At 62.6% G+C, this 20,810-nt stretch carries 23 protein-coding genes; 15 read left to right on the top strand and 8 right to left on the bottom strand.

Annotated elements, in window-relative coordinates; all coding sequences use genetic code 11:
- The coding region (locus NKH29_RS31410; protein ID WP_353001305.1) for a FadR/GntR family transcriptional regulator at nucleotides 1-418 on the bottom strand (418 nt) is incomplete at its 3' end.
- A gap of 30 nt (nucleotides 419-448) precedes the next feature.
- Entirely contained in the window at nucleotides 449-1,450 is a 1,002-nt protein-coding gene (locus NKH29_RS31405) for a LysR family transcriptional regulator (RefSeq protein ID WP_353001304.1), read from the bottom strand.
- 110 nt (nucleotides 1,451-1,560) lie between these two features.
- Between NKH29_RS31405 and NKH29_RS31400 the strand changes: the two genes are divergently transcribed.
- The 3 genes from NKH29_RS31400 to NKH29_RS31390 all read left to right on the top strand — a co-directional run bounded on the left by NKH29_RS31400 (nucleotide 1,561) and on the right by NKH29_RS31390 (nucleotide 3,687).
- Nucleotides 1,561-2,175, top strand: a complete 615-nt coding sequence (locus NKH29_RS31400; RefSeq protein ID WP_353001303.1) for a nitroreductase family protein — start codon at nucleotides 1,561-1,563, stop codon at nucleotides 2,173-2,175.
- Nucleotides 2,172-3,029, top strand: a complete 858-nt coding sequence (locus tag NKH29_RS31395; protein ID WP_353001302.1) for an EamA family transporter — start codon at nucleotides 2,172-2,174, stop codon at nucleotides 3,027-3,029. The genes NKH29_RS31400 and NKH29_RS31395 overlap by 4 nt, the downstream gene beginning before the upstream one ends.
- 169 nt (nucleotides 3,030-3,198) lie before the next feature.
- The gene (locus NKH29_RS31390) at nucleotides 3,199-3,687 is read left to right on the top strand and encodes a nucleoside deaminase (protein WP_023721251.1); all 489 of its coding nucleotides are present in this window, start codon (nucleotides 3,199-3,201) and stop codon (nucleotides 3,685-3,687) included.
- Nucleotides 3,688-3,797: 110 nt separating this feature from the next.
- On the opposite strand, the gene NKH29_RS31385 is transcribed toward NKH29_RS31390, so the two are convergent.
- The 4 genes from NKH29_RS31385 to NKH29_RS31370 form a co-directional block, all read right to left on the bottom strand.
- Nucleotides 3,798-4,277: a hypothetical protein gene (locus NKH29_RS31385; RefSeq protein ID WP_023721252.1), complete on the bottom strand. Its 480-nt coding sequence runs from the start codon at nucleotides 4,275-4,277 to the stop codon at nucleotides 3,798-3,800.
- The gene (locus NKH29_RS31380) at nucleotides 4,274-4,699 is read right to left on the bottom strand and encodes a helix-turn-helix domain-containing protein (RefSeq protein WP_031194604.1); all 426 of its coding nucleotides are present in this window, start codon (nucleotides 4,697-4,699) and stop codon (nucleotides 4,274-4,276) included. Before NKH29_RS31380 ends, NKH29_RS31385 begins: the two co-directional genes overlap by 4 nt.
- Nucleotides 4,680-5,045 (bottom strand): hypothetical protein, encoded by a 366-nt coding sequence (locus NKH29_RS31375; RefSeq protein WP_156948174.1) that lies wholly within the window; start codon nucleotides 5,043-5,045, stop codon nucleotides 4,680-4,682. Before NKH29_RS31375 ends, NKH29_RS31380 begins: the two co-directional genes overlap by 20 nt.
- A 331-nt stretch (nucleotides 5,046-5,376) precedes the next feature.
- Nucleotides 5,377-6,273 carry an NAD-dependent epimerase/dehydratase family protein gene (locus tag NKH29_RS31370; RefSeq protein WP_353001301.1) on the bottom strand — a complete coding sequence of 299 codons (897 nt, stop codon included), beginning with the start codon at nucleotides 6,271-6,273 and terminating at the stop codon, nucleotides 5,377-5,379.
- A 146-nt stretch (nucleotides 6,274-6,419) separates the two neighbouring features.
- Between NKH29_RS31370 and NKH29_RS31365 the strand changes: the two genes are divergently transcribed.
- Nucleotides 6,420-7,358, top strand: a complete 939-nt coding sequence (locus NKH29_RS31365) for an NAD(P)-dependent oxidoreductase (protein ID WP_352815680.1) — start codon at nucleotides 6,420-6,422, stop codon at nucleotides 7,356-7,358.
- A gap of 666 nt (nucleotides 7,359-8,024) precedes the next feature.
- On the opposite strand, the gene NKH29_RS31360 is transcribed toward NKH29_RS31365, so the two are convergent.
- Together NKH29_RS31360 and NKH29_RS31355 are read right to left on the bottom strand one after the other, a co-directional pair.
- Entirely contained in the window at nucleotides 8,025-8,804 is a 780-nt protein-coding gene (locus tag NKH29_RS31360; RefSeq protein WP_023721256.1) for a FadR/GntR family transcriptional regulator, read from the bottom strand.
- A 147-nt stretch (nucleotides 8,805-8,951) separates the two neighbouring features.
- Nucleotides 8,952-9,941: a sugar-binding protein gene (locus tag NKH29_RS31355; protein WP_023721257.1), complete on the bottom strand. Its 990-nt coding sequence runs from the start codon at nucleotides 9,939-9,941 to the stop codon at nucleotides 8,952-8,954.
- 427 nt (nucleotides 9,942-10,368) lie between these two features.
- Here NKH29_RS31355 and NKH29_RS31350 point away from each other — a divergent pair, with 427 nt between their 5' ends.
- The 11 genes from NKH29_RS31350 to NKH29_RS31300 all read left to right on the top strand — a co-directional run bounded on the left by NKH29_RS31350 (nucleotide 10,369) and on the right by NKH29_RS31300 (nucleotide 20,424).
- Nucleotides 10,369-11,109, top strand: coding sequence for an ATP-binding cassette domain-containing protein (locus NKH29_RS31350; RefSeq protein WP_023675804.1), 741 nt, complete (start codon nucleotides 10,369-10,371; stop codon nucleotides 11,107-11,109).
- Between the two features lie 33 nt (nucleotides 11,110-11,142).
- Nucleotides 11,143-12,141, top strand: coding sequence for an ABC transporter permease (locus tag NKH29_RS31345; protein WP_292660607.1), 999 nt, complete (start codon nucleotides 11,143-11,145; stop codon nucleotides 12,139-12,141).
- A 269-nt stretch (nucleotides 12,142-12,410) separates the two neighbouring features.
- A complete protein-coding gene (locus NKH29_RS31340; protein ID WP_352641216.1) occupies nucleotides 12,411-13,238 on the top strand; it encodes an AraC family transcriptional regulator in 828 nt (275 codons plus the stop codon).
- Between the two features lie 107 nt (nucleotides 13,239-13,345).
- Entirely contained in the window at nucleotides 13,346-13,798 is a 453-nt protein-coding gene (locus NKH29_RS31335; protein WP_352481579.1) for an SRPBCC family protein, read from the top strand.
- A gap of 21 nt (nucleotides 13,799-13,819) precedes the next feature.
- Complete coding sequence (locus tag NKH29_RS31330) at nucleotides 13,820-14,614, top strand: FAD binding domain-containing protein (protein ID WP_352788607.1); 795 nt, start codon at nucleotides 13,820-13,822, stop codon at nucleotides 14,612-14,614.
- A 32-nt stretch (nucleotides 14,615-14,646) separates the two neighbouring features.
- Nucleotides 14,647-15,129, top strand: coding sequence for a (2Fe-2S)-binding protein (locus NKH29_RS31325; protein ID WP_352481581.1), 483 nt, complete (start codon nucleotides 14,647-14,649; stop codon nucleotides 15,127-15,129).
- A gap of 13 nt (nucleotides 15,130-15,142) precedes the next feature.
- Complete coding sequence (locus NKH29_RS31320; protein WP_352788610.1) at nucleotides 15,143-16,510, top strand: xanthine dehydrogenase family protein molybdopterin-binding subunit; 1,368 nt, start codon at nucleotides 15,143-15,145, stop codon at nucleotides 16,508-16,510.
- Nucleotide 16,511: 1 nt separating this feature from the next.
- Nucleotides 16,512-17,516: a xanthine dehydrogenase family protein molybdopterin-binding subunit gene (locus NKH29_RS31315; RefSeq protein WP_023721264.1), complete on the top strand. Its 1,005-nt coding sequence runs from the start codon at nucleotides 16,512-16,514 to the stop codon at nucleotides 17,514-17,516.
- 9 nt (nucleotides 17,517-17,525) lie between these two features.
- Nucleotides 17,526-18,407: an AAA family ATPase gene (locus tag NKH29_RS31310; protein ID WP_023721265.1), complete on the top strand. Its 882-nt coding sequence runs from the start codon at nucleotides 17,526-17,528 to the stop codon at nucleotides 18,405-18,407.
- Entirely contained in the window at nucleotides 18,404-19,537 is a 1,134-nt protein-coding gene (locus tag NKH29_RS31305) for a vWA domain-containing protein (RefSeq protein WP_352788615.1), read from the top strand. Before NKH29_RS31310 ends, NKH29_RS31305 begins: the two co-directional genes overlap by 4 nt.
- Complete coding sequence (locus NKH29_RS31300; RefSeq protein ID WP_352481707.1) at nucleotides 19,537-20,424, top strand: amidohydrolase family protein; 888 nt, start codon at nucleotides 19,537-19,539, stop codon at nucleotides 20,422-20,424. Before NKH29_RS31305 ends, NKH29_RS31300 begins: the two co-directional genes overlap by 1 nt.
- Nucleotides 20,425-20,810: the final 386 nt, after the last annotated feature.

Here is a 20,810-nt window from a genome sequence, read left to right as displayed (position 1 = left end):
CCTCCGGCTCGATGATGTGGCGGAATTCCTGCACCGTCCGGAGGAACACCTCGCGGTCCGGCGAGGTCGCGTACCAGGCCAGCACATCGCGATCGAGCAGGTTCCAGCGCTCCTTCGGCTCGACCCAGCTGCCGATTTTGGGACGTGACGACAAAAGGCTCTTCGCCATCAGCATCTTGATGGCTTCGCGCACCGCCGAGCGGCTGACGTCGAAGGTCTCCGACCATTTGGCTTCGTTGGGCAGGATGGTTCCCGGCGGATAATCGCCGCGCACGATCCTCAGCCCGATTTCGTTGGCCAGCGACGCATGCACGCTCGACCCCGGCATGCGCGCCGCATCGGCGCGGCGAATACCGCTCGTGCGTTCGGCGAACGCCTCGGCCGCTGTCTTTCCCTTATTCGGCTTCGCGTCCTGCATGGCTCCACAAAGTCCGGATTTGGAGGCGTGTCAAGGAGATGAAATCGACGGCAATATCTCGGTTTGATTTTCCGTATCCGTCGCCTCGCCGACACCGCGCTTTGCCGGGCGTTCACGCCGGGGAGGCACGAACGGCTTCTCTTTGTCCCGACTGAATTCCTCGATCAGGAAATCAAGGAAGACGCGGATTTTCGGGGCAAGATGCTGCCGTGCCGGATAGACCGCGTAGAGTGTGGTTTCGACCTTGTCCCAGTCATCCAGAGCCGATTGCAGCCGGCCTGCTTTCAGGTCGCTTTCGACATAGGGATAGGGGATCAGGCTGGCGCCGAAGCCGGCGCGCAGCGCATCGCGTACGGCAAGGCTCGAGGAGACCGAATATCGTCCGTCGATGGCGATCCGCTCGCTGCGGCCGTCCTTGCGGAATTCCCATATGTCCGCATGCCCCGAGAGGCTGAACCGGATGCAGTTGGCCGCCTTCAAATCGGCAGGCGTTTGAGGCCGGCCGTGCTGCTCGAAGTAGGCAGGAGCTGCACAAAGCACGTGCGGCATGACCGCAAGCTTTCTGGCGACCAGGCTGGAATCCTCGAGATTGTCGCTGCCGCGAATGGCAAGGTCAAATCCCTCCCGCACGATATCGACGCGCCTGTCATCAAGATGCAAATCGAGTTTCAAATCGGGATAGCGCGATAGAAACGCGGGAATGGCAGCCGAAAGCCGCGTCAACGTGACAGTCATCGGCGCGCTGATCCGCAACGTGCCGCTCGGCGCCGTCTTGATCGGGCCGAGGACCTGGTCGGCCCTGGCCAGCGCATCGAGCCCCTGCGTGACATGCTCCAGATAGATCCTGCCTTCTTCGGTCAGGGCCATCCGCCGCGTCGTCCGGTTGATGAGCCGCACCCCCAGATGCGCCTCCAGCTCGGCGATGTTCTTGCTGATCGCGGGAGGCGAGAGACCGAGCCGCCGTCCGGCTTCGGCAAAGCTGTTCAGTTCCGCCACATGACGGAAAACCTGCAACGCAGTCAGGCGATCCACTGCACCATTCTCTCCCAGTAAACAATGTCTTTCAATTGTCACATATTATCGTCTGTTGGTAAATTCCATATCTGCTTCCCGAACAACTTTCTCAATTTCGGAATGATATGATGACCAACCCCACAATCTCCCTTATCGAGCGACGCATGTCGGCCAATCGGTTCGATGCCTCGTACGCATTGACGGATGCCGAGGTCGAGGAACTGGCACGTCTCGCAACGCGCGCGCCAACCGCCTACAACCTTCAGAACTGGCGGTTCATCGCCGTGCGGACGCCGGAAGCAAAGGCGCGGTTGCGCAGCGTGGCCCATGGCCAGGCCAAGGTGCAGGAAGCAGCGGTCACCTTCATCGTCTGCGGCGTATTGCCCGACCACGCTGCCCTCACAGCAAGGCTGCATCCTTTCGTGCAAGCCGGCTTCATGCCGGCGGATATGGCTTCGGGCTGGCAGGAAGGCGCCCGCGCACAATATGCCGATCCTCGGGCAGCCCGCGACGAAGCGGTGCGCTCGGCAACGCTTGGCGCTGCAACGCTGATTTTTGCAGCCGAAGCGCTGGGGCTCGTCGCTGGTCCGATGGGAGGCTTCGATGCCGAAGGCGTGGCCCGCGAGTTTGGCCTTGGACTGAATGAAGTGCCGGTGATGCTCATCACGGTCGGCCGCGCCGCGCCCGGCAACTGGCCGCAAAAGCCGCGCCGCCCTCTTGCCGAAGTACTGGAAATCTTATGAAAACGCGCCGTTTCGATCTGTTGCTGACAGCCATTGCACCCGCGATATGGGGCAGCACCTATATCGTCACCACCCAGTTCCTGCCCAACTTTTCGCCGATGACGGTCGCAATGCTGCGTGCCTTGCCCGCCGGATTGCTGCTGCTGGCGATCGTCCGGCAACTGCCGACGGGCATCTGGTGGCTGCGCAGTTTCGTCCTCGGAGCCCTCAACATCTCGATCTTCCTGAGCATGTTGTTTGTCGCCGCCTACCGGCTTCCGGGCGGGGTCGCCGCGACGGTGCTGTCGGTCCAGCCGTTGATCGTGATTTTCCTTGCCGCTGCCCTGCTTGCCAGCCCTGTCCGACCGTTAGCGATCGTCGCTGCCCTTGTCGGGATCGCCGGTGTTGCATTGCTGGTGCTGACCCCGAACGCGACGCTCGATGCGGTCGGCGTTGCCGCCGGCCTCGCCGGGGCGGCCTCCATGGCCTTCGGAAGCGTATTGGCCCGTAGGTGGCAACCGCCAGTATCGCTGCTTACCTTTACGGCATGGCAGCTGACTGCCGGTGGTCTGCTTCTCGTTCCGGTGACGCTGCTTTTCGAGCCTTCCATCCCGCTCCCGACCGGCACCAACCTGCTTGGACTGGCGTGGCTCGGCCTGATCGGCGCGGCGCTGACCTATGTCCTCTGGTTCCGGGGCATTGCGCGACTGGAATCCGCAGTGGTGTCATCGCTGCTTTTCCTCAGCCCGGTGACCGCCGTGCTGCTTGGATGGGTATTCCTGGATCAGACGCTGACCTTGCCTCAGATCGCCGGCGTCGCTTTCGTCATCGGCAGCATCTGGCTGGCTCAACGCCCTAGTCGGAACGAGTCCTGATGCATGTCGCTCAAAAGTGTGCAGCGGGTTTGCGATACGACATGCATCAAAACAAGAACCGGAAGCGCGTAGCATGAGGCCGGTCGAACGCGACGCGTTTTAGGCCGCCGACTTGTGTCGGCGGATTGTTCGGCACTATGGTCCAGCGGCATAGCCGGAGGATCCGCCGATGCCACAACGCCCCTATGATGAGCGCCTGCTCCGTCAGGCGTTCGAAGTCGCGCGCAAGGCCCGCGATGCCGGCGAACATCCCTTTGGTTCGCTCCTCGCTGACAAGGACGGCAATGTTTTGCGCGAGCAGCCCAACGCTTACAAAGCCGGCGGGGGCGACCGCACCGCTCATGCCGAAAGGCTGCTGGCCTCATGGGCGGGGATGAATTTCAGTCTCGAAAAGCTGGCCTCCTGCACACTCTACACTTCGGCCGAACCTTGCGCGATGTGCTCCGGCACAATCTATTGGGCGGGCATCGGACGGGTCGTCTTTGGCCAGAGCGAACATGACCTCAAGGCATCGACGGGTGCACATGTCGAGAATCCTACACTCGACCTGCCCTGCAGGATCGTCTTCGAAGCTGGGCAGCGTCCGACTGAAGTCGTTGGTCCGCTGCTTGCCGATGAAGCGGCGCAACTCCAGGCCGAATTCTGGAAAGACAAGTAGCTTACTTGCCGCACGGCAGGAAACGAGTGAGGGCTAGGCTCAGAACTTATTGATCAAGGGTATTGCCCCTTCAACAAGTGAAGTATCGGAGAACCTTGACCCCTTTGGGCCTAAACAGCGGGGATGGGGTTGCCGGCTCCATCCCTACTCAACTGCGAGATGCGCAATCGGCCAGCTGAGATTTCCTCCCCGTCCCGAACGACTACGACCACGAGTTTTGCAGGCTCTTGGAAGACCAAGGTTGACAGTTGAATGTTCATGCTAAGGGCCAATAATTTGACTGTATCCTTCTCAAATTCGAGGGGTCCTTTCTGGGGGATGATGTCGGTCTTCGGCACTGGAGCTTCTATCAAATCAACTACCCCACCGGCCTTGGATTCAAGACGAACTTTTATCGCGAGGGTAGGCAAAGTTTCTGGATACGGTTCAAGATACTTAATCAGACACCACAGCCCCGTGGGCAATGCCCACGGCAAAGGTCCGTCGAATAAAACGGCATCATTATAGACCCCTATGTGCAGTTGCTTCCCGTTGGCCTCCTGTCGAAGGTCATCGCAAAACACGACGCTAGCATGGGGGTTCAAAATCATGCTGCCTCAAGGCGTATTGACACCGCACTCACGGCATCGGTTCCCGGCAGGATGGAATGCTGCCCGGAACTTAGTGTGGTCCCCGCTCCGAGCGTAAGCGGCTGTATCTCGCCCGCAGGCCCAAACCGACGGTTCATTTTTCTGTCTACGACCACAACCTCTACGTCTACCTCAAGGGCAGTCGCGAGGTCCGCGATAGTGTCTATTTCCCAGTTCGGCTTTGTTCCTGAAAACCAGCGAGAGACCGCAGACTTGTTAATTCCGAGGCGATCGGCAAGCTGACTTAGGGTGAGCCCCGTTTCCGCTTTCCTGGCTTGAATGACCGCCCAAAAGGCGCTCACAAAAGCCGAACGAAGTATCCCGCGTTCGAACTCTTCAACGAACGCTTGGTCGGAAACCTTATTAGATTTTTTCATCCACATCTCGACATATTCCCTTCACGTACTCTAACGCCGTTGCTGCACGAAAAGGTTGCGCATTACCCATGGTGTTGCCCCAAAGATCGGGGATTCCAGCGACGGTTTCGCTATAGTTCTTTTTGATCCCTAGCCAATGTCGGCAATGCAGTCCTAAACCTATGAATACCCCGGCGTCGAGAAACCTACCGAACAGACGCACTTGGACATGCCTAGGCTTTCGCGCACAAATTACCCAGACCTCGTCAACAGAATGCAATCGTTCGATGTCTGGCCCCCGCTCGTCTGGGTCTCCTTTGAGGCTTGCCGTCACGAACCAACCGAAACAAAAAATTGCTATCAGTTCTTCCATTTTCGCCATCGGCAAATGGCTTAAGTCGGGATCCTTCCCAGCCAATCCTCTATAAACATTTGGCGTTACATACAGAAACCGCTTGGCCTCCACCTTTTGGTTAAGTGCAGGCCGCGCGACGAGCCGACCGGTTTCGACCGCTGATACAGAATAGAGTTAGTTGCGTTTAAAGTCAACAATTCCCCCGCAGGCCGCACCGTTCCTCTCGAAGGGGGAAACGTGTTATTACCAGCCAGCAGATAGCCTATGTCAAATTCGAGGTTGAGTCAGAGCCTTCTCAACGTTGCGCGTCGGGGCTGGCCCAGTGCCGGCTCCGTATCACGTACGCCCGTCAGGTCGTCTTGACATATTTCCGCCAGCTGTGCTCCGGCCGGAAGCCGAGGATGTCGCGTGCCTTGCGGTTGGAGAGCAGCGTCTCGTATTCGCCAAGTTCGCCCTCGACCGGCACATCGGGATAAAACCGCTTCAGCAGTTCGGCCGTCGGCAGGTCCGACGAGGTGTCGTCATTGGCGGCGTTGAACACCTGATAGCCGAGCCCATCCTTTTCGATGGCGCGCAGCGTGATCTGGCCGAGGTCGCGCGCGTCGATATAGCTCCAGGCGATGCGCTTGCGGAAACCCGGATCGGCGAACCATTTCGGAAACAGCGAATATTCATGCGGCTCGATGACGTTGCCGATGCGCAAGGCATAGATGTCGGTGCCATCGCGTTGTGCAAACGCCCGCGCGGTCTTCTCGTTGACGACCTTGGACAGCGCGTAGCTGTCCATCGGATCGACGTCGTACTCCTCGTCGAGCGGAAAATGCGTCGGATCGCGCGGTTCGTTGGCGAAGACCAGGCCGTAGGTCGTCTCGCTGGATGCGATCACCACCTTGCGGATACCGAGCTTCACTGCGGCCTCGATGACATTGTAGGTGCCGAGCGCGTTGATGCGGAACACCTCGTTGTCGGGCGTGATCATGATGCGCGGGATGGCCGCGAAATGCACCACGGCATCGACCGGCTGCGAACGCAGCGACGGATCGAATTCATGCAGGCCGATATAGCTCGACAGCGCGTTGAACACCTGCCCGCTGTCGGTGATGTCGGTGATCAGCGTGCGCACCTTGGGATTGTCGAGCGGCTTGGTGTCGATGTTGAGCACCTGGCAGCCCTGCTCGACCAGATATTGCACGACGTGGCGCCCGGCCTTGCCGCTGCCGCCGGTGAACATGATCCGCTTCGTCATTTTGCTCTCCCTGGAATTCATGTGTATTGTCAGACAATATCGAACTCTGCAATCGCCTGCCAATGGCATGCGGCAAAAACCCGCTTCAACAATTCGCCGGCAAGGTGCAGCGCCGTCATCCATCATTGCAAATAGGACGAAACGACATGAACACGACCGCCGCGAGCGAAAAGATCGGCTTCATCGGGCTTGGCCTGATGGGGCACGGCATAGCGAAGAACATCGTCGACAAAGGCTATCCGTTGACTTTTCTCGGCCGCAAGAACCGCACGCCTGCCGAAGACCTGCTCGGCCGCGGCGCCAAGGAAGCGGCGACCTCGCGCGACGTCGCCGCGGCATCCGATATCGTCTTCATCTGCGTCACCGGCTCGCGCGAGGTCGAAGCCATCATCCGCGGCCCAGGCGGCCTCAAGGAAGGCCTGAAGCAGGGATCGGTTGTCGTCGACTGCTCGACCTCGGATCCTGTCTCGACGGTGGCGCTGGCCGCCGAACTCAAGGCGCTCGGCGTCGATTATGTCGATGCCCCGCTCAGCCGCACCCCGAAGGAGGCCTGGGAAGGCACGCTCGACGCCATGGTCGGCGCGCCCGACACGGTCTTTGCCCGGCTGAAACCGGTGCTCGACACCTGGGCCGGGCGCATCGTCCACATCGGCGACACCGGCGACGGCCATCGCATGAAGCTGCTCAACAACTTCATTTCGCTCGGCTACGCCGCGATCTATTCCGAGGCGCTGGCGCTGGCGCAGAAGGTCGGCATCTCGCCGCCGCGCTTCGACAGCGTCATCCGCAACGGCCGCATGGATTGCGGCTTCTACCAGACCTTCATGCGCTGGACGCTGGAAGGCGACCGCGACGCGCACAAATTCAGCATCGCCAACGCCTTCAAGGATCTCACCTATCTCGAATCGATGGCGGGTGCTGCCGGCATCGCCAATCCGCTCGGCAACGCCACCAAGAACGCCTTCGCCGGCGCCTTCGCGGCCGGCCCCGCCGACCAGTATGTGCCGATGCTGGCCACGCATATCGGCAAGGTCAACGGCGTCGACCTGATGCCGACCAGGGATGGCAAGAAGCAGACGATCTGAGCCGGCCGATCAGCTTTTGGCCACGCAAGCTTGCCGCAACATTCCGAGGCGTCAGCGCCACTGGGGAAGCTGCCAATCTTCCCCCTTGAGGCAGTGCAATCGCATGTAGGCAAGAGCCCCCTCACCCGGATTGCCAACCGAATTGCGAAGGGCAATTCGGGGCAATCCAACCTCTCCCCGAGGGGAGAGGAGATCGCCAGCGCCGGCGTCAGCCTCTTCTCCCCAGCGGGGAGAAGGTGGCCGCGAAGCGGCCGGATGAGGGGGACTCCTTACGCGATTTGCCCTGCCTTGTTGGGGGAGATGCCCGGCAGGGCAGAGGGGGTGCTGTCCCTCAGACCTCAGATCGGCAACACTGCAATTTCAAAGCCGAAAACAAAAAACCCGCCTCGGTAGGCGGGTCGCCGGCGCCAATCAGCACCATAACCAGATTACTAGCATAGCTGCCGGCACAAAGCAAGAACAAAATACGCTGCGGCGGTAAAAAAGTCCGAATCCCTGGCCCATCCGAGGTCGCCGCCCTCATTGCCTAACGTTGATGATTAGCGAAAGCCGAAGTGGCATCCAATCTCCCCCCTCGTGGGGGAGATGTCCGGCAGGACAGAGAGGGGCGCGAAGGAATGCCGAGTTTTGCAATCGTTCGGAGCAATGCCAGCCCTGGTGCAACCATCACCGCCGCGACCGCCCGATAACATCGTCGGTGTTGGCGAGAAGCCTGTGCACCGCGGCACGGGCTGCGGCGGGCCGCTGCAGGCGGATGTTCTTCTCGATCGCCTCGTGCAGTGCCTGCGCACGACGCTGGTCGCTGGTTTCGCGTGTGACGAAAACAAAGAGGTGATCGAGCGCCGATTCGATCAGCACGCCGAGCGGCACCAGCAGATCGTTGCCCGAGGCGCGCAGGATGGCGAGGTGGAACCGCGTGTCGGCGCGCGTTCGCTCCTGCAGGTTGGTCGCTTCGCCCATTTCGCGACAGGCCTGGCTGATCTCGGCCATCTGCTCGTCGGTGCGCCGCATCGCGGCAAAGGCGCTGGCCTCCGGCTCGATGATGTGGCGGAATTCCTGCACCGTCCGGAGGAACACCTCGCGGTCCGGCGAGGTCGCGTACCAGGCCAGCACGTCGCGATCGAGCAGGTTCCAGCGCTCCTTCGGCTCGACCCAGCTGCCGATTTTGGGACGTGACGCAAGCAGGCTCTTGGCCATCAGCATTTTTATGGCTTCGCGCACCGCCGAGCGGCTGACGTCGAAGGTCTCCGACCATTTGGCTTCGTTGGGCAGGATGGTTCCCGGCGGATAATCGCCGCGCACGATCCTCAGCCCGATTTCGTTGGCGAGCGAGGCATGCACGCTCGATCCGGGAAAGTGTGCGGCGTCGGCACGCCGAACGCCGGCCGGCCGCTCAGCCTCTGCCTTCAACTTGGCGGGTCGCTTTTTTGATGTCGCGTCCGGCATTCGTATTCCCCGGCAGCCGCTTGTCGAAAGCCTGAACTCAGGACACGACAAAGCAGCGGCCTACGCTCCAAAGCAGCGTCGCCTCGTGCGTTCGTATGGACGGTCTGTGACGGGGCGCCCGTCGAAGGGCGCCCCGAAACTGCGAACCTACTTCTGGATGCAGGTGTCGACCGTGTCCTTGGTGCATTCGTCGAGGCCGGTGAACACCGGATCGGCGACCGGCTTGCCTTCGACCAGGTCGATCATCACCGAGGGCGCCTTGTAGCCCATCTCGAACGGCCGCTGGCCAACCAGCGCGGTCACCAGCCCGTCACGGGCAATCGCCACCTCGTCGCCGATCGTGTCGGCGGCGCCGATGACGAAGGCGTTGCTGGCGATCTTGTCGGCCATCGGCTTGAACAGGTCGCGGTAGGGCTGCGGAGCGCCGAACAGCGGCCAGCCGCCCATGATGCCGAAGGCGTCGAGATCGGGATTGGCAGCGAGGATGTCGGTCATCGCCTGCACGCCCTTGGCGCCGTCGTCATTGGTGAACACCGGGCAGCCGGCAACTTCCGTCCAGCCGCCTTCGCCTGCCAGCGCGGCGAGGCCGTCCTTGCCCGAAAGCGCGTCACGCATGCCCTGCGCGCGGCGCAGGATGTTGTCGGCCGCCGGATTGCCTTCGATGGTGCAGATCTTGCCGCCATTCGGCTTGGCCTTCTTGATGTATTCGCCGATCTTGTGACCCATCAGGTAGTTGTCGGTGCCGAGGTAGGTCTTGCGCAGCGCCGCATCTTCCTTGCTGAGGTCGGCGTCGAGGGTCATGATCGGGATCGACGGATTGGCGCTTTTGATCGTCTGCGCGATCAGCGGCGCGTTCGATGGCGAAATCGCCATCGCCACAGTGTCGGGCTTGCTCAGCATGTCCTGGACGATCTGGGCTTCACCGGCTTCGTCCGAGGTCGATGCCGGTCCGGTGTAGAAGCACTCATATTCCGAGCTGGCGTTTTCCTTGTTCCATTTCTCGCAACCCTGGTGGATGGCCTCGAAGAATGGATTGTCGAGACCCTTCACGACGATGACGAGCTGTTTCTTGGCCATAGCCGGCCCGGCACCCAACGCCATGACGGCGGCGGCAGCGAGCAATAGTGATTTCCTCATGTCAGTCCTCCCTTTTGAAACAAACGGACACCACGTGCCCGCCACACACAGATCGACCCGGAGCAAGATGACAGAGGACGTCGCACTCGTGTCGCCAAGCCAGGTCGATAAGCATTTTCATATTCAGTCTCAGACCGGCACCGACAGATACAGCTGGTTACCAAATCCCTGACCGACAAACCTTCACCGATTCCTTCCGGCAACCCGGGAGATCGGCGCAAGCTCCTCCGACACTTAGCTAATATCGCCTTGTCGCCGACGTCAATGCTATTTGTCCTACAAAACTGATTTTTCGAAAGAAGCCGTGGTTGACGCCAAGGTGGCTTATGCGTAAATGGGCAAAATCGCTGCTTCCGGGAGGAACTGGGGAGAGCGAAAGGCCGCGGCAGAACCGCAGGCCGCAAAGCACGGGGAGGCAAGAAGGCTGGTGGCGGTTCTCGAACTCACCAACATCTCGAAGCATTTTGGCGCCATCCAGGCGGTCAACGACGTTTCGTTGTCGATCGAGGCCGGACAGGTTGTCGGCCTGATGGGCGACAACGGCGCCGGCAAGTCGACCCTGGTCAAGATGATCGCCGGCAATTTCCCACCGAGCCATGGCACGATGCAGATGGACGGCAAAGAGCTGATCCTGCACAAGCCGGTCGAGGCGCGCCAGCATGGCATCGAAATCGTCCATCAGGACCTGGCACTGTGCAACAATCTGACGGCCGCCGCCAACGTCTATCTCGGCCGTGAATTGCGCCGCGGCCTCGGGCCGCTTCGCATCCTCGACTATGCCGCGATGTACAAGCGTGCCGGCCAGATCTTCGCCGAGCTGAAATCCGAAACCCGCCCGCGCGACCTGGTCAAACAGATGTCGGGCGGCCAGCGGCAAGCGGTGGCGATCGCCCGCACCATGCTTTCGCAGGCCAAGATCGTGCTGATGGACGAGCCGACGGCGGCGATCTCGGTGCGCCAGGTCGCCGAGGTATTGAACCTGATCCGCCATTTGCGCGACCAGGGCATCGCCGTCGTGCTGATCAGCCACCGCATGCCCGACGTCTTTGACGTTGCCGACCGCGTCATCGTCATGCGGCGCGGCCGCAAGGTCGCCGACAAGACGATCGCATCGAGTTCGCCGGAAGAAGTCACCGGGCTCATCACCGGCGCTATCGAACAGGTATGATTGACGCCTCAACCAGAGTAAAAAAGGTCGATAATGGCAGTCACCCTTGATCAGACGATCGCGCACAAGCAGCACACCTTGCTGAGCAAGGTGTTTGCCAGCCAGACCTTCTGGGTGGTGATCGCGGTCATCCTCGCCTGCCTGTTCCTGTCGGTGGCAACGGATTCCTTCGCCACGACCAAGAACCTCTACAACATCACCCGCAACGTCACCTTCGTCGCCATCGTGGCGCTCGGCATGACCTTCGTCATCATCACCGGCGGTATCGACCTGTCGGTCGGCTCGGTGCTTTGCCTGTGCTCGATGGTGCTGGCCGTGACCATGCATGCCGGCTATGGCATCGAGATCGGCATTGGCGCTGCGATCGCGACAGCGCTGATCATCGGCGCCTTCAACGGGGTTCTGATCGCCTATCTCGGCTTTCCGCCCTTCGTGGTGACGCTCGGCATGCTGTCGATCGCACGTAGCCTTGCCATGGTCGCCTCCAACAACACCGTCGTCTTCCAGTTCGGGCCGGACCACGACAAGCTGCTGGCGCTTGGCGGCGGCGCCTGGGTGTTCGGCATCGCCAATCCGGTGCTCTACATGATCGTGCTGGCGATGATTACCGGCTTCGTGCTGCGCTGGACGAAATTCGGCCGGCACATCTTCGCCATCGGCGGCAACGAGCATGCGGCGACGCTGACCGGCGTTCCGGTGCGCCAGATCAAGGTTGTCGTCTACATGATCTCGGCATTGGCGGCGGGCCTTGCCGGCATCATCCAGACCGGCTGGCTGGGCGCGGTCACCACAAATCTCGGCAACGGCATGGAGCTTCAGGTGATCGCCGCCACCGTCATCGGTGGCGCCAACCTGGCCGGCGGCATGGGCACAGCCTTCGGCGCGGTCGTTGGCGCGGCGCTGATCGAGGTCATCCGCAATAGCCTCGGCCTGCTCGGCATCAATGCCTTCTGGCAGGGCGTGTTCATCGGCGGCGCCATCCTGCTTGCCGTGCTGTTCGACCGCATCCGCAATTTCAGGCGCAACGACTGAACTTTTCCGCCGGCGGGGCAAAGTTGCTTCGCTGGCAAAAGTCCTTGCTCAGCCTCGAAGGGAGTGCCGGTTGCCGTCGACCGCACCGGTCTTGCCATACCGGCCTGGAAACGCTCGCCTTCTTCCTATCGCCGAGTCTGAAAATCCGCCGCTGCGGCGCATGGCCGGCGCCCGGGCGTGCACATCCGTCTTGACGCAAGCCCGAACTGAGCCGCACAATCGCTCGCAGCAGGCGAAGGGAGGCCAGTCGCCTGCGGGAGGATATACCCATGACGGAAGCGATCAGGCTCTACTGGGGCCGGTTCGGACATGTTTCTGTCCTGAACGTCGCCAGCGACTTCGTCACCCATGCTCATGTCGAGGCGCATATCATCATCTGGCTGGAAGGCACGGCCGGCGAGATGACCATCGGCCGCGAGACGGTGCGGCTTGGACCGGGCACCGCCGCCGGCATCAATTCCTTCCAGCCGCACAGCCACGCTCTGTCCCGCGACGGCACGCCCGGCCTGTTCCTCGCCTTTTACATCGATCCGGACTGGGCTCGAAGGCGCCGCGAGCTGCCTTCCGCCGCGCCGCTGTTCTCCGCCCCGGCAATCACGCTCGAGCCTTGGCTGCACAAGGCAGCGGCCAACCTTCTCGACCATCTCAGCGACAATGAGAGCATCGACGACATCGCCAATTACGAGATCGAGCGCTTCATCGACAGCGTGCTCGATGCCGCCGACGCCTGCGCACCGCAGACGGTGCGCGCCCGCGTCCACACCATGCAGGATTTTCGCGTCCGCAAGGCGATCCAGCTGATGAAAGCCAATGTCTGCGAGCGCATCTGCTTCGACGACGTGGCGCGCAGCGTCGGCCTGTCGCGGCCGCATTTCTTCGCCCTGTTCAAGGAACAGACCAATCTGACGCCCAACGTCTATTGGAACACGCTGCGCATGGAGGAAGCGGTGCGGCAATTGCAGTGGTCGCAGGAGCCGCTGATCTCGGTCGCCTGCAATCTCGGCTTCACCACCCAGGGCAATTTCTCGCGCTTCTTCCGCGACCATGTCGGCGTTCCGCCGACGCTTTACCGCGAGGCGGCGCGGGCGATCAGCTGAGCGCCCGTTTTTCAGACTAATTGATAGGCGTTCAAGACGCATTGATAAGCGCCGCCGAGTCTGCCGCCCTACCCTCCCAAGCAGCTGATTTGCAAGGGAACGATCATATGGCGAAAGTCACCATCTCCAGCGTCATCGACGCGCCGGTCGAAAAGGTCTGGGCACGCATACGCGACTTCAACGGTCTGCCGACCTGGCATCCGCGCATGGTCGAAAGCCACATCGAGGACGGCAAGGACGCCGGCACGATCGGCTGCGTACGCAATTTCCAGCTCGCCAGCGGCGCCCGCCTCCGCGAAAAGCTGCTCGATTTCTCCGACGAGAATTTCCTCGTCAGCTACTCCATCCTGGAGACGCCGCAACCGCTTACCAACCACAAGGCGACGCTGCAGTTGCGGCGGGTGACCGACGGCGACCGCACCTATGCCGAATGGACCGCCAGCTTCGACGCCCCTCCCGAAGAAGCCGACAAGCTGGCCGAAGGCATGGGCGCCAACGTCTTCCAGGGCGGCTTCAACGCCCTGAAGGCCCATTTCGCCGGCAAGGTTGAACTGAATTGAGCTGACAACCAGGAGCGTTCCATGGCGCTTGCACTGCAGACTTTCCCGACGGTGAAGAACGCTGGCGCGGCGCTGAAGGCCGCCGGCACCCGCTATCTCGGTGGCGGCACACTGGTCGTGCGCGCCGCCAACGAAGGCGACGTGTCGATTTCCGGTTTCATCCGGTCGACCGAACCGGCGCTGTCGATCATCCACATTTCCGGCGGCGAGGTCCGCATCGGCGCTTCGGTGACCATGGCGGCGATCGCCCGTCACCCGGATCTCGCTCCACTGGCCCACGCCGCGCGCGCCGTCGGCGGACCGGCGATCCGCAACATGGCTACGGTCGGCGGCAATCTCTTCGCGCCAACGCCTTACGGCGATTTCACCGTTGCACTGCTGGCGTTGGACGCAACCGTCACCACCGACTACGGCGAGCTGCCGATCGAAACCTTTCTGGCAAAGCGCGAGAGCAATCACGCCATCGTCACTGCGGTCGGCTTCACGCTTCCGAAGGAAGGCGGTTTTCGCTTCCTGAAACAGTCGCGGGTCAAGCCAAAGGGCGTCGCGGTGCTGAGCATCGCCACCGTGCTGGAACAGGCACAGGACGGCACTGTCACGTCAGCGCGGATCGCGCTCGGCTGCATGGCCGACCGGCCGATCCGTGCCAGGGCGGCGGAGAAAGCCTTGATTGGCCGCAAACTCACCGCAGACGGCATCGCACCGGCACTGGCCGTTGCCCACGACGGCACTTCGCCGCCAACCGATCCGATCGCCAGTGCCTGGTATCGCAACGAAGTCCTGCCGGTCCATCTCGGCCGGCTGCTGCTCGCCTGAACGCCCTGGCTGCGGCGCAAGGAGTAATAAAGATGGCGAAGGTCCCGGTTCAGTTCACGCTCAATGGTGCCGAAAAGGCCGAGTTCATCGACAGCGGCACGACGCTGCTTCACGCGCTGCGCGACAAGATCGGCGACACCTCGCCAAAAGGCGGCTGCCATCAAGGCACTTGCGGCGCCTGCACGGTCATCATCGATGGCGAGCTCAGGCTGTCCTGCCTGACGTTGGCCGAGACCTGCAACGGTGCGGCCGTCACCACGACGTCGGGGCTTTCGGAAGGCGGCGTGCTGCATCCGCTGCAACGCGCTTTCCTCGATGCTTTCGCCACGCAATGCGGTTTCTGCACGCCGGGCATGATCATGGCAGCCAAGGTACTGCTCGATCACACGCCGAACCCCAGCCGCGAGGACGTGGTCGAGGCGCTGTCGGGCAATATCTGCCGCTGCACCGGTTACGAGCCGATCATCCAGGCGGTGCTGACCGCCGCGCGCTCCAATTCGCAGAACGCGGTTTGAGGGAGTTAAGAAAATGGAACTCCGCAAGAGCTATTTCGCCGACCAGCGCAAGGACGATCTGCACGAGATCGGCCAGCCGCGGCCGCGTTCGGATTCACCCGGCCATGTCACTGGCAAGACCACCTATTTCGCCGACCGCAATTTTCCCGGCATGCTGCACCTGAAGATGGTGCGCAGCCCGCACCATCACGCCCGCATACGCAGCATCGATACGTCCGAGGCGGAAAAGCATCCGGGTGTCGTCAAGGTGCTGACCGCCAAGGATGTGCCGCACAATGTCTACACCATCCTGATCCTGATCCAGATCGGGCCGGAGGACGAGACGGTGCTGGCTGACGGCAAGGTGCGCTGGAAGGGCGAGGCGGTGGTGGCGGTGCTGGCCGAGACCGAGCGCGCCGCGCAGGAAGCCGCCGCCAAGGTCAAGGTCGACTACGAGGTGCTGCCGGCCGTCTTCGACATGGAGGAAGCGCTGAAGCCCGACGCGCCGATCGTCAACGAGTATCACGGCCGGAACTATTACCTCTACGACAGCGGCGAATGCCGCAAGGTGCGCTTTGGCGATGTCGAGGCAGGCTTTGCCACAGCCGACCACGTGCTCGAACAGACCTATCAGTCCTCGCCGATCGAGCATGCGCCGACCGAGACGACCGGCTGCATCGTCGCACCGGAGGGCAACGACCGCTTCACCTGCTACACCAACACGCAGGCGATGTTCTTCACGCTCGACAACGCCTCGATCATCCTGCAGATGCCCGGCAACAAGCTGCATTTCGTCGGCGGCACCGTCGGCGGCGGTTTTGGCGGCAAGGTCGACGTCATCGTCGAGCCGATCGCCATCCTCGGCGCCAAACTAACCGGACGACCGGTTTGTTTTGTCTATAGCCGCGAGGAGGAGATGCAGATTTCCTCGCCGCGCGCCGCCGAGAAGGTCGTCATCAAGGACGGCGTCACGAACGACGGCCGCATCGTGGCGCGGAAAGTGACCGGCTACACCGATGCCGGCGCCTATTCGCGCCATTCGCCCTACGGCGCGCAGAAGGGCGCCGGGCATTATCCTGGCCCGTATACGATCCCGAATGTCTGGATCGACACCTACTGCGTCTACACCAACCGTACCCCGTCCTCGGCGATGCGCGGTTTCGGCGTCACCATCGGCGACTTCGCGCTGGAGGTGCAGATGGACAAGCTCGCCCGGCTGATCGGCATGGACCCTCTCGAATTCCGCTTCATCAACGCCTACCGCGACGGCGACATGAAGGCACACCGGCAGCCGACGGAGGGGGCGGCGCTGATCGAGTGCATGCAGGAAGCCTCGCGCGCCGCCAACTGGCCGGTGGCGGAGAAGTTCATGACGATGTCGTCTTACGCGAAGGGAGCTTGAGATGGCGATCAGGCGCGGACGCGGCGTCGCCGCGATCAATTATCCGACCGGCATGAATCTCGGCGGCGACCCGACGCAGGCGCTGGTGCATTCGACGCCGACCGGCAATTTCATGGTCACGCTCTCCAGCGTCGACCTGGGCCAGGGCATGAAGCAGATCATGGCACAGATCTGCGCCGAGACGATCGGCGTACCGACCGACCGCGTCGTCGTCGACACCGCCGACACCGACACCGGCCCGCACTGCATGGGCACCTTCGCCTCGCGCGGCACGCATCGGGCCGGCAATGCGGTCATCCAGGCCGCCAGGGAAGCCCGCCAGGTGATGCTGGAAGTGGCGGCCGAGGAACTTGAGGTAAACGCCTCGGACCTCGAGACCGATGGCGAGGGCAACATCCTGGTCAAGGGCGCGCCGCAAAGATCGATCTCGATCTTCGATGTCGCGCTGTCGGCGCATTTCAAGCGCGGCCGTTCGATTTCCGGCCGCGGCATGTTTTTGATCCCCCGCTCCTATCCGGAGAAAGAGACCGGAGCGATGAAGCCGTCTACCTGCTACGCCCATGCCTGCACGGTGGCGGAGGTCGAGGTCGACGACGAGACCGGCGAGGTCACCGTGCTGACGGTGAAGAACGTGTTTGAGATCGGCCGCGCGCTGAACCCGAAAATGGTCGAGCAGCAACTCGTTGGCGGCTCGTGGATGGGCATCAGCCATGCGCTCTACGAAACGACCGAGCCCTATTATCCCAACCGCGACCATGGCGGCACCGACTTCAACCAATATCTGATGCCGGGTCCTGGCGATCTCGCGCAAACCGAGATCATCGTGCTGGAACGGCCCTCGGCGGACGGGCCGTATGGCGCCAAGGGGCCGGGCGAAATGTGCGCCAACCCGCAGATCCCGGCGGTCGCCAATGCCGTCTTCGACGCTGTCGGTGTGCGCATCGATACGCTGCCGATCACGCCGGAGCGCATCCTGCGGGCGCTGAAGGCGCAAGCCCCGAACTGAGGGCTGAAAATGCCCAAGAGAAGCGCTGAGACAGTCGCGACCTCGCCTGAGGCGGTGGCGTCGCGCCTCGCCGCCTCGCGCTATCTCGCCGATGAAAGCCTGGCCACCGCCATCTTCCTGGCGATCAGGCTGGGAAAGCCGCTGCTGCTCGAAGGCGCACCCGGCGTCGGCAAGACGGAAGCTGCGAAGGCGATTGCCGAGGTGCTCGGGCGCGACCTGGTGCGGCTGCAATGCTACGAGGGCATCGACGCCGCACATGCGCTCTACGAATGGAATTACCAGCGCCAGTTGCTCGCCATCCGCCATGCCGGTGAGCACGAGGTCGACATCTACGACGACCGCTTTCTCATCGCGCGGCCGCTGCTGCAGGTGCTGAAAGCGCCGGAAAAGCGCGTGCTGCTGGTCGACGAAATCGACCGTTCCGACCATGAATTCGAAGCGCTGCTGCTGGAGTTCCTGTCCGATTTCCAGATCAGCATTCCCGAGCGCGGCACCATTCGCGCGACTGCGCAGCCGATCGTCATCCTGACCTCGAACCGCACCCGTGAGCTTGCCGAAGCGCTGCGGCGGCGCTGCGTCTACCACTGGATCACCTATCCCGACGCCCGGCGCGAAGCCGAGATCATCATGCTGCGCGCCGGCGACGTCGCCGAGGCCACGGCGCGCGCCGTGGCTGCCGCAGTGCGCGACATTCGCGCCCGCCCGCTGGCGAAGCCGCCCGGCATCGCCGAAGCGGTCGAATGGGCGAACGCCGCGACGATCCTCGAAAAAGGCGGCAGTCCGTGGCCGGAAGCGTTTCGCCGCGCCATTGGCGTGCTGATCAAGGACGAGGAGGACCTTTCCTGCATCGCGCCCGAGTTCGGCAAGATTGTCGAGGAGGCGCTGGCGTGAGCCCCGCGGATCTGCCTCAAGGGGCGACGCCCTTCCTCGGCTTCGGCCGGCTGCTGCGCCGCTATGGCTTTTCAGTGGCGCCCGAGCAGGTCTCCGGCTTCATGCAAGCGGTGACGCTGCTTGGGCCGCGCTCGATGGCCGACATCCGCGAAGCGGCGCTCGCCACGCTGGCGCCGCCGCCCGACCGCCGCGACGAATTCGAGGCGCATTTTCGGAGCCATTTCTATGGCAGCACCGCGGCAGTGGTCGGAGGCGAGGCCGACGAGGAAACCCGCATCAAGGATGACGGCGAAACCAGCGAACAAGAAATCGAGGTGGTCCGCCAGGAGCAAGGCGGCGAACTGTCTTCGGCCAGCGAACAGTTGAGCGTCCGCGAATTCAGCCGCGATAGCGACGGGCTTGCCGCCTTCCGCCGCAAGCTCGCCACCGCTTTGCCCGCCCGCCGCTCCTTCCGCACGGTGCGCACGCATGCGCGCGGCAAGCTCGACCTGCGCCGCTCGCTGCGCGAAATCGTCAGTGCCGACGGCGATATCCCCTCGCCGCTGCTGCGCCGGCGGCAGACAGTGCCACGCAAGCTACTCATCCTGATCGACGTGTCGGGCTCGATGAAACTCTACACCTCAGACTATCTCAAGCTGGCGCATGCGGCCGTGCAAGGCGCCGACCGGGCGGAGGTCTTCACTTTCGGCACACGACTGACCCGTATCACCTCGGCGCTGCGCATTCGCGACCGCGACCAGGCGCTGGCCCGCGCCGCTGCCCAGGTCGACGACTGGGACGGCGGCACCCGCATGGGACCGACACTGCTTGCCTTCCTCTCGGTGCCGCGTTTTTCGGCCTTTGCGCGCGGGGCGGCGATCGTCATCCTGTCGGATGCGCTGGAGCGCGGCGATCATGCCGAGCTGGAGACGGCGATGCGCCGGCTGAGCGCCCGCGCCTTTCGGCTTTCGCTGGCGACGCCGTTGGCCGGCGATCCACGCTTTCGGCCGGCGACGGCAGCGCTTCGCGCCATCCTGCCAGTGCTCGACGACCTGGTCGACGGTTCGTCGATCGCCGGCCTCACCGATTTCATCCTGTCGCTCGCCCGCCCAGCCCCGGCGGCCGCGGCAATCTGGAGGAGGGTTTCGTGATGCAGAAGGCGATCGACGCGCATTTCCACATCTGGCGCCAAAAGGACCAGCCCTGGCTGGTCGGGCCGATGGTGCCGCGCATCTTCGGACCATATGAGCCGATCCGCCGCGACTATCCTATCGGGGAATTCCTCGCCGACCAGCAAGGCTCGGGCGTCGAGAAGGCGGTCTATGTGCAGACCAACTGGGCCAAGGAGGATTTCGAGAATGAGGTCGCCTTCCTGCAGAAAACCGCGGAAGAAACCGGCTGGCCGCACGCCATCGTCGGCTATGCCGACATGACCGTGGACGACGTGCGTTCCCAGATCGACCGGCTGATCAAATACCCCCTGCTGCGCGGCGTGCGCATGCAGCTGCACTGGCACGAAATGCCGGCCTTCCGCTTCGCTGCCTCGGCCGATCAGGTCATCGACCCGAAGGTGCGGGCCAATGTGGCGCGTCTGAAGGACTACGGCTTGTCCTTCGACCTGCAGCTTTTCCCCGCCCAGATGAAGGACGGGCTGACGCTTGTCGGCGAGAACCCCGAGACCAATTTCATCCTCACCCACGCCGGCATGCTGACCGACATGGAGCCAGAGACCACCGAGGCCTGGAAAGCCGGCCTGCGCACGCTGTCAGCGGCCCCCAACCTCTATGCAAAACTGTCCGGCCTCGGCACCTTCGTCCACCGCAACGACCCGGCGCTGATCAGCTATATCGTCGACGCCGCCATCGACATCCTCGGCAGCAATCATTTGATGTTCGGATCGAACTTCCCGATCGAGAAACTGTGGACCAGCCACGCCGAGCTGATCAGGGCGCACAGGGAAGCGGTGGGCAAGCACGGCGCGGCGGCAGAGGCCGACATCTTCTGGAACACGGCGGAGAAGGTTTATCGGCCGGTGTAGCGCGCATTCGCTTCTCCCCCTGTGGGAGAAGGTGGATCGGCGCGCAGCGCCGAGACGGATGAGGGGTGCTGGAAGAAACTCGGCGGTGGAAATCTAGGCAATTTGAAGCACTTACGTCTCCAGGCTCGCGATCCTTCCGGCACCCTCATCCGACCGAGCTTCGCTCGGCCACCTTCTCCCACAGGGGGCCTTTGCACAGAATCGGATTGGTGATTCTGTGGCATGGTCGCTACGGGAGATTCGCGGATGGTTGATCGTGTGCTTGGTCAATTGAGCTTGGCGGACGGCCTTGCGGTGTCGGATGAGACGATCTTCGATCTTGTTGCGAAGGAGATCGACTGGGGTCCGATCGACGGGCTTTTGGGCGCACGCAGCGGAGCCGGGCC

This window comes from Mesorhizobium sp. M1295, assembly GCF_040318135.1.
Classification (GTDB): domain Bacteria; phylum Pseudomonadota; class Alphaproteobacteria; order Rhizobiales; family Rhizobiaceae; genus Mesorhizobium.
The sequence above is the reverse complement of the archived record's forward strand: the minus strand, read 5'-3'. Positions and strand labels throughout refer to the sequence as shown.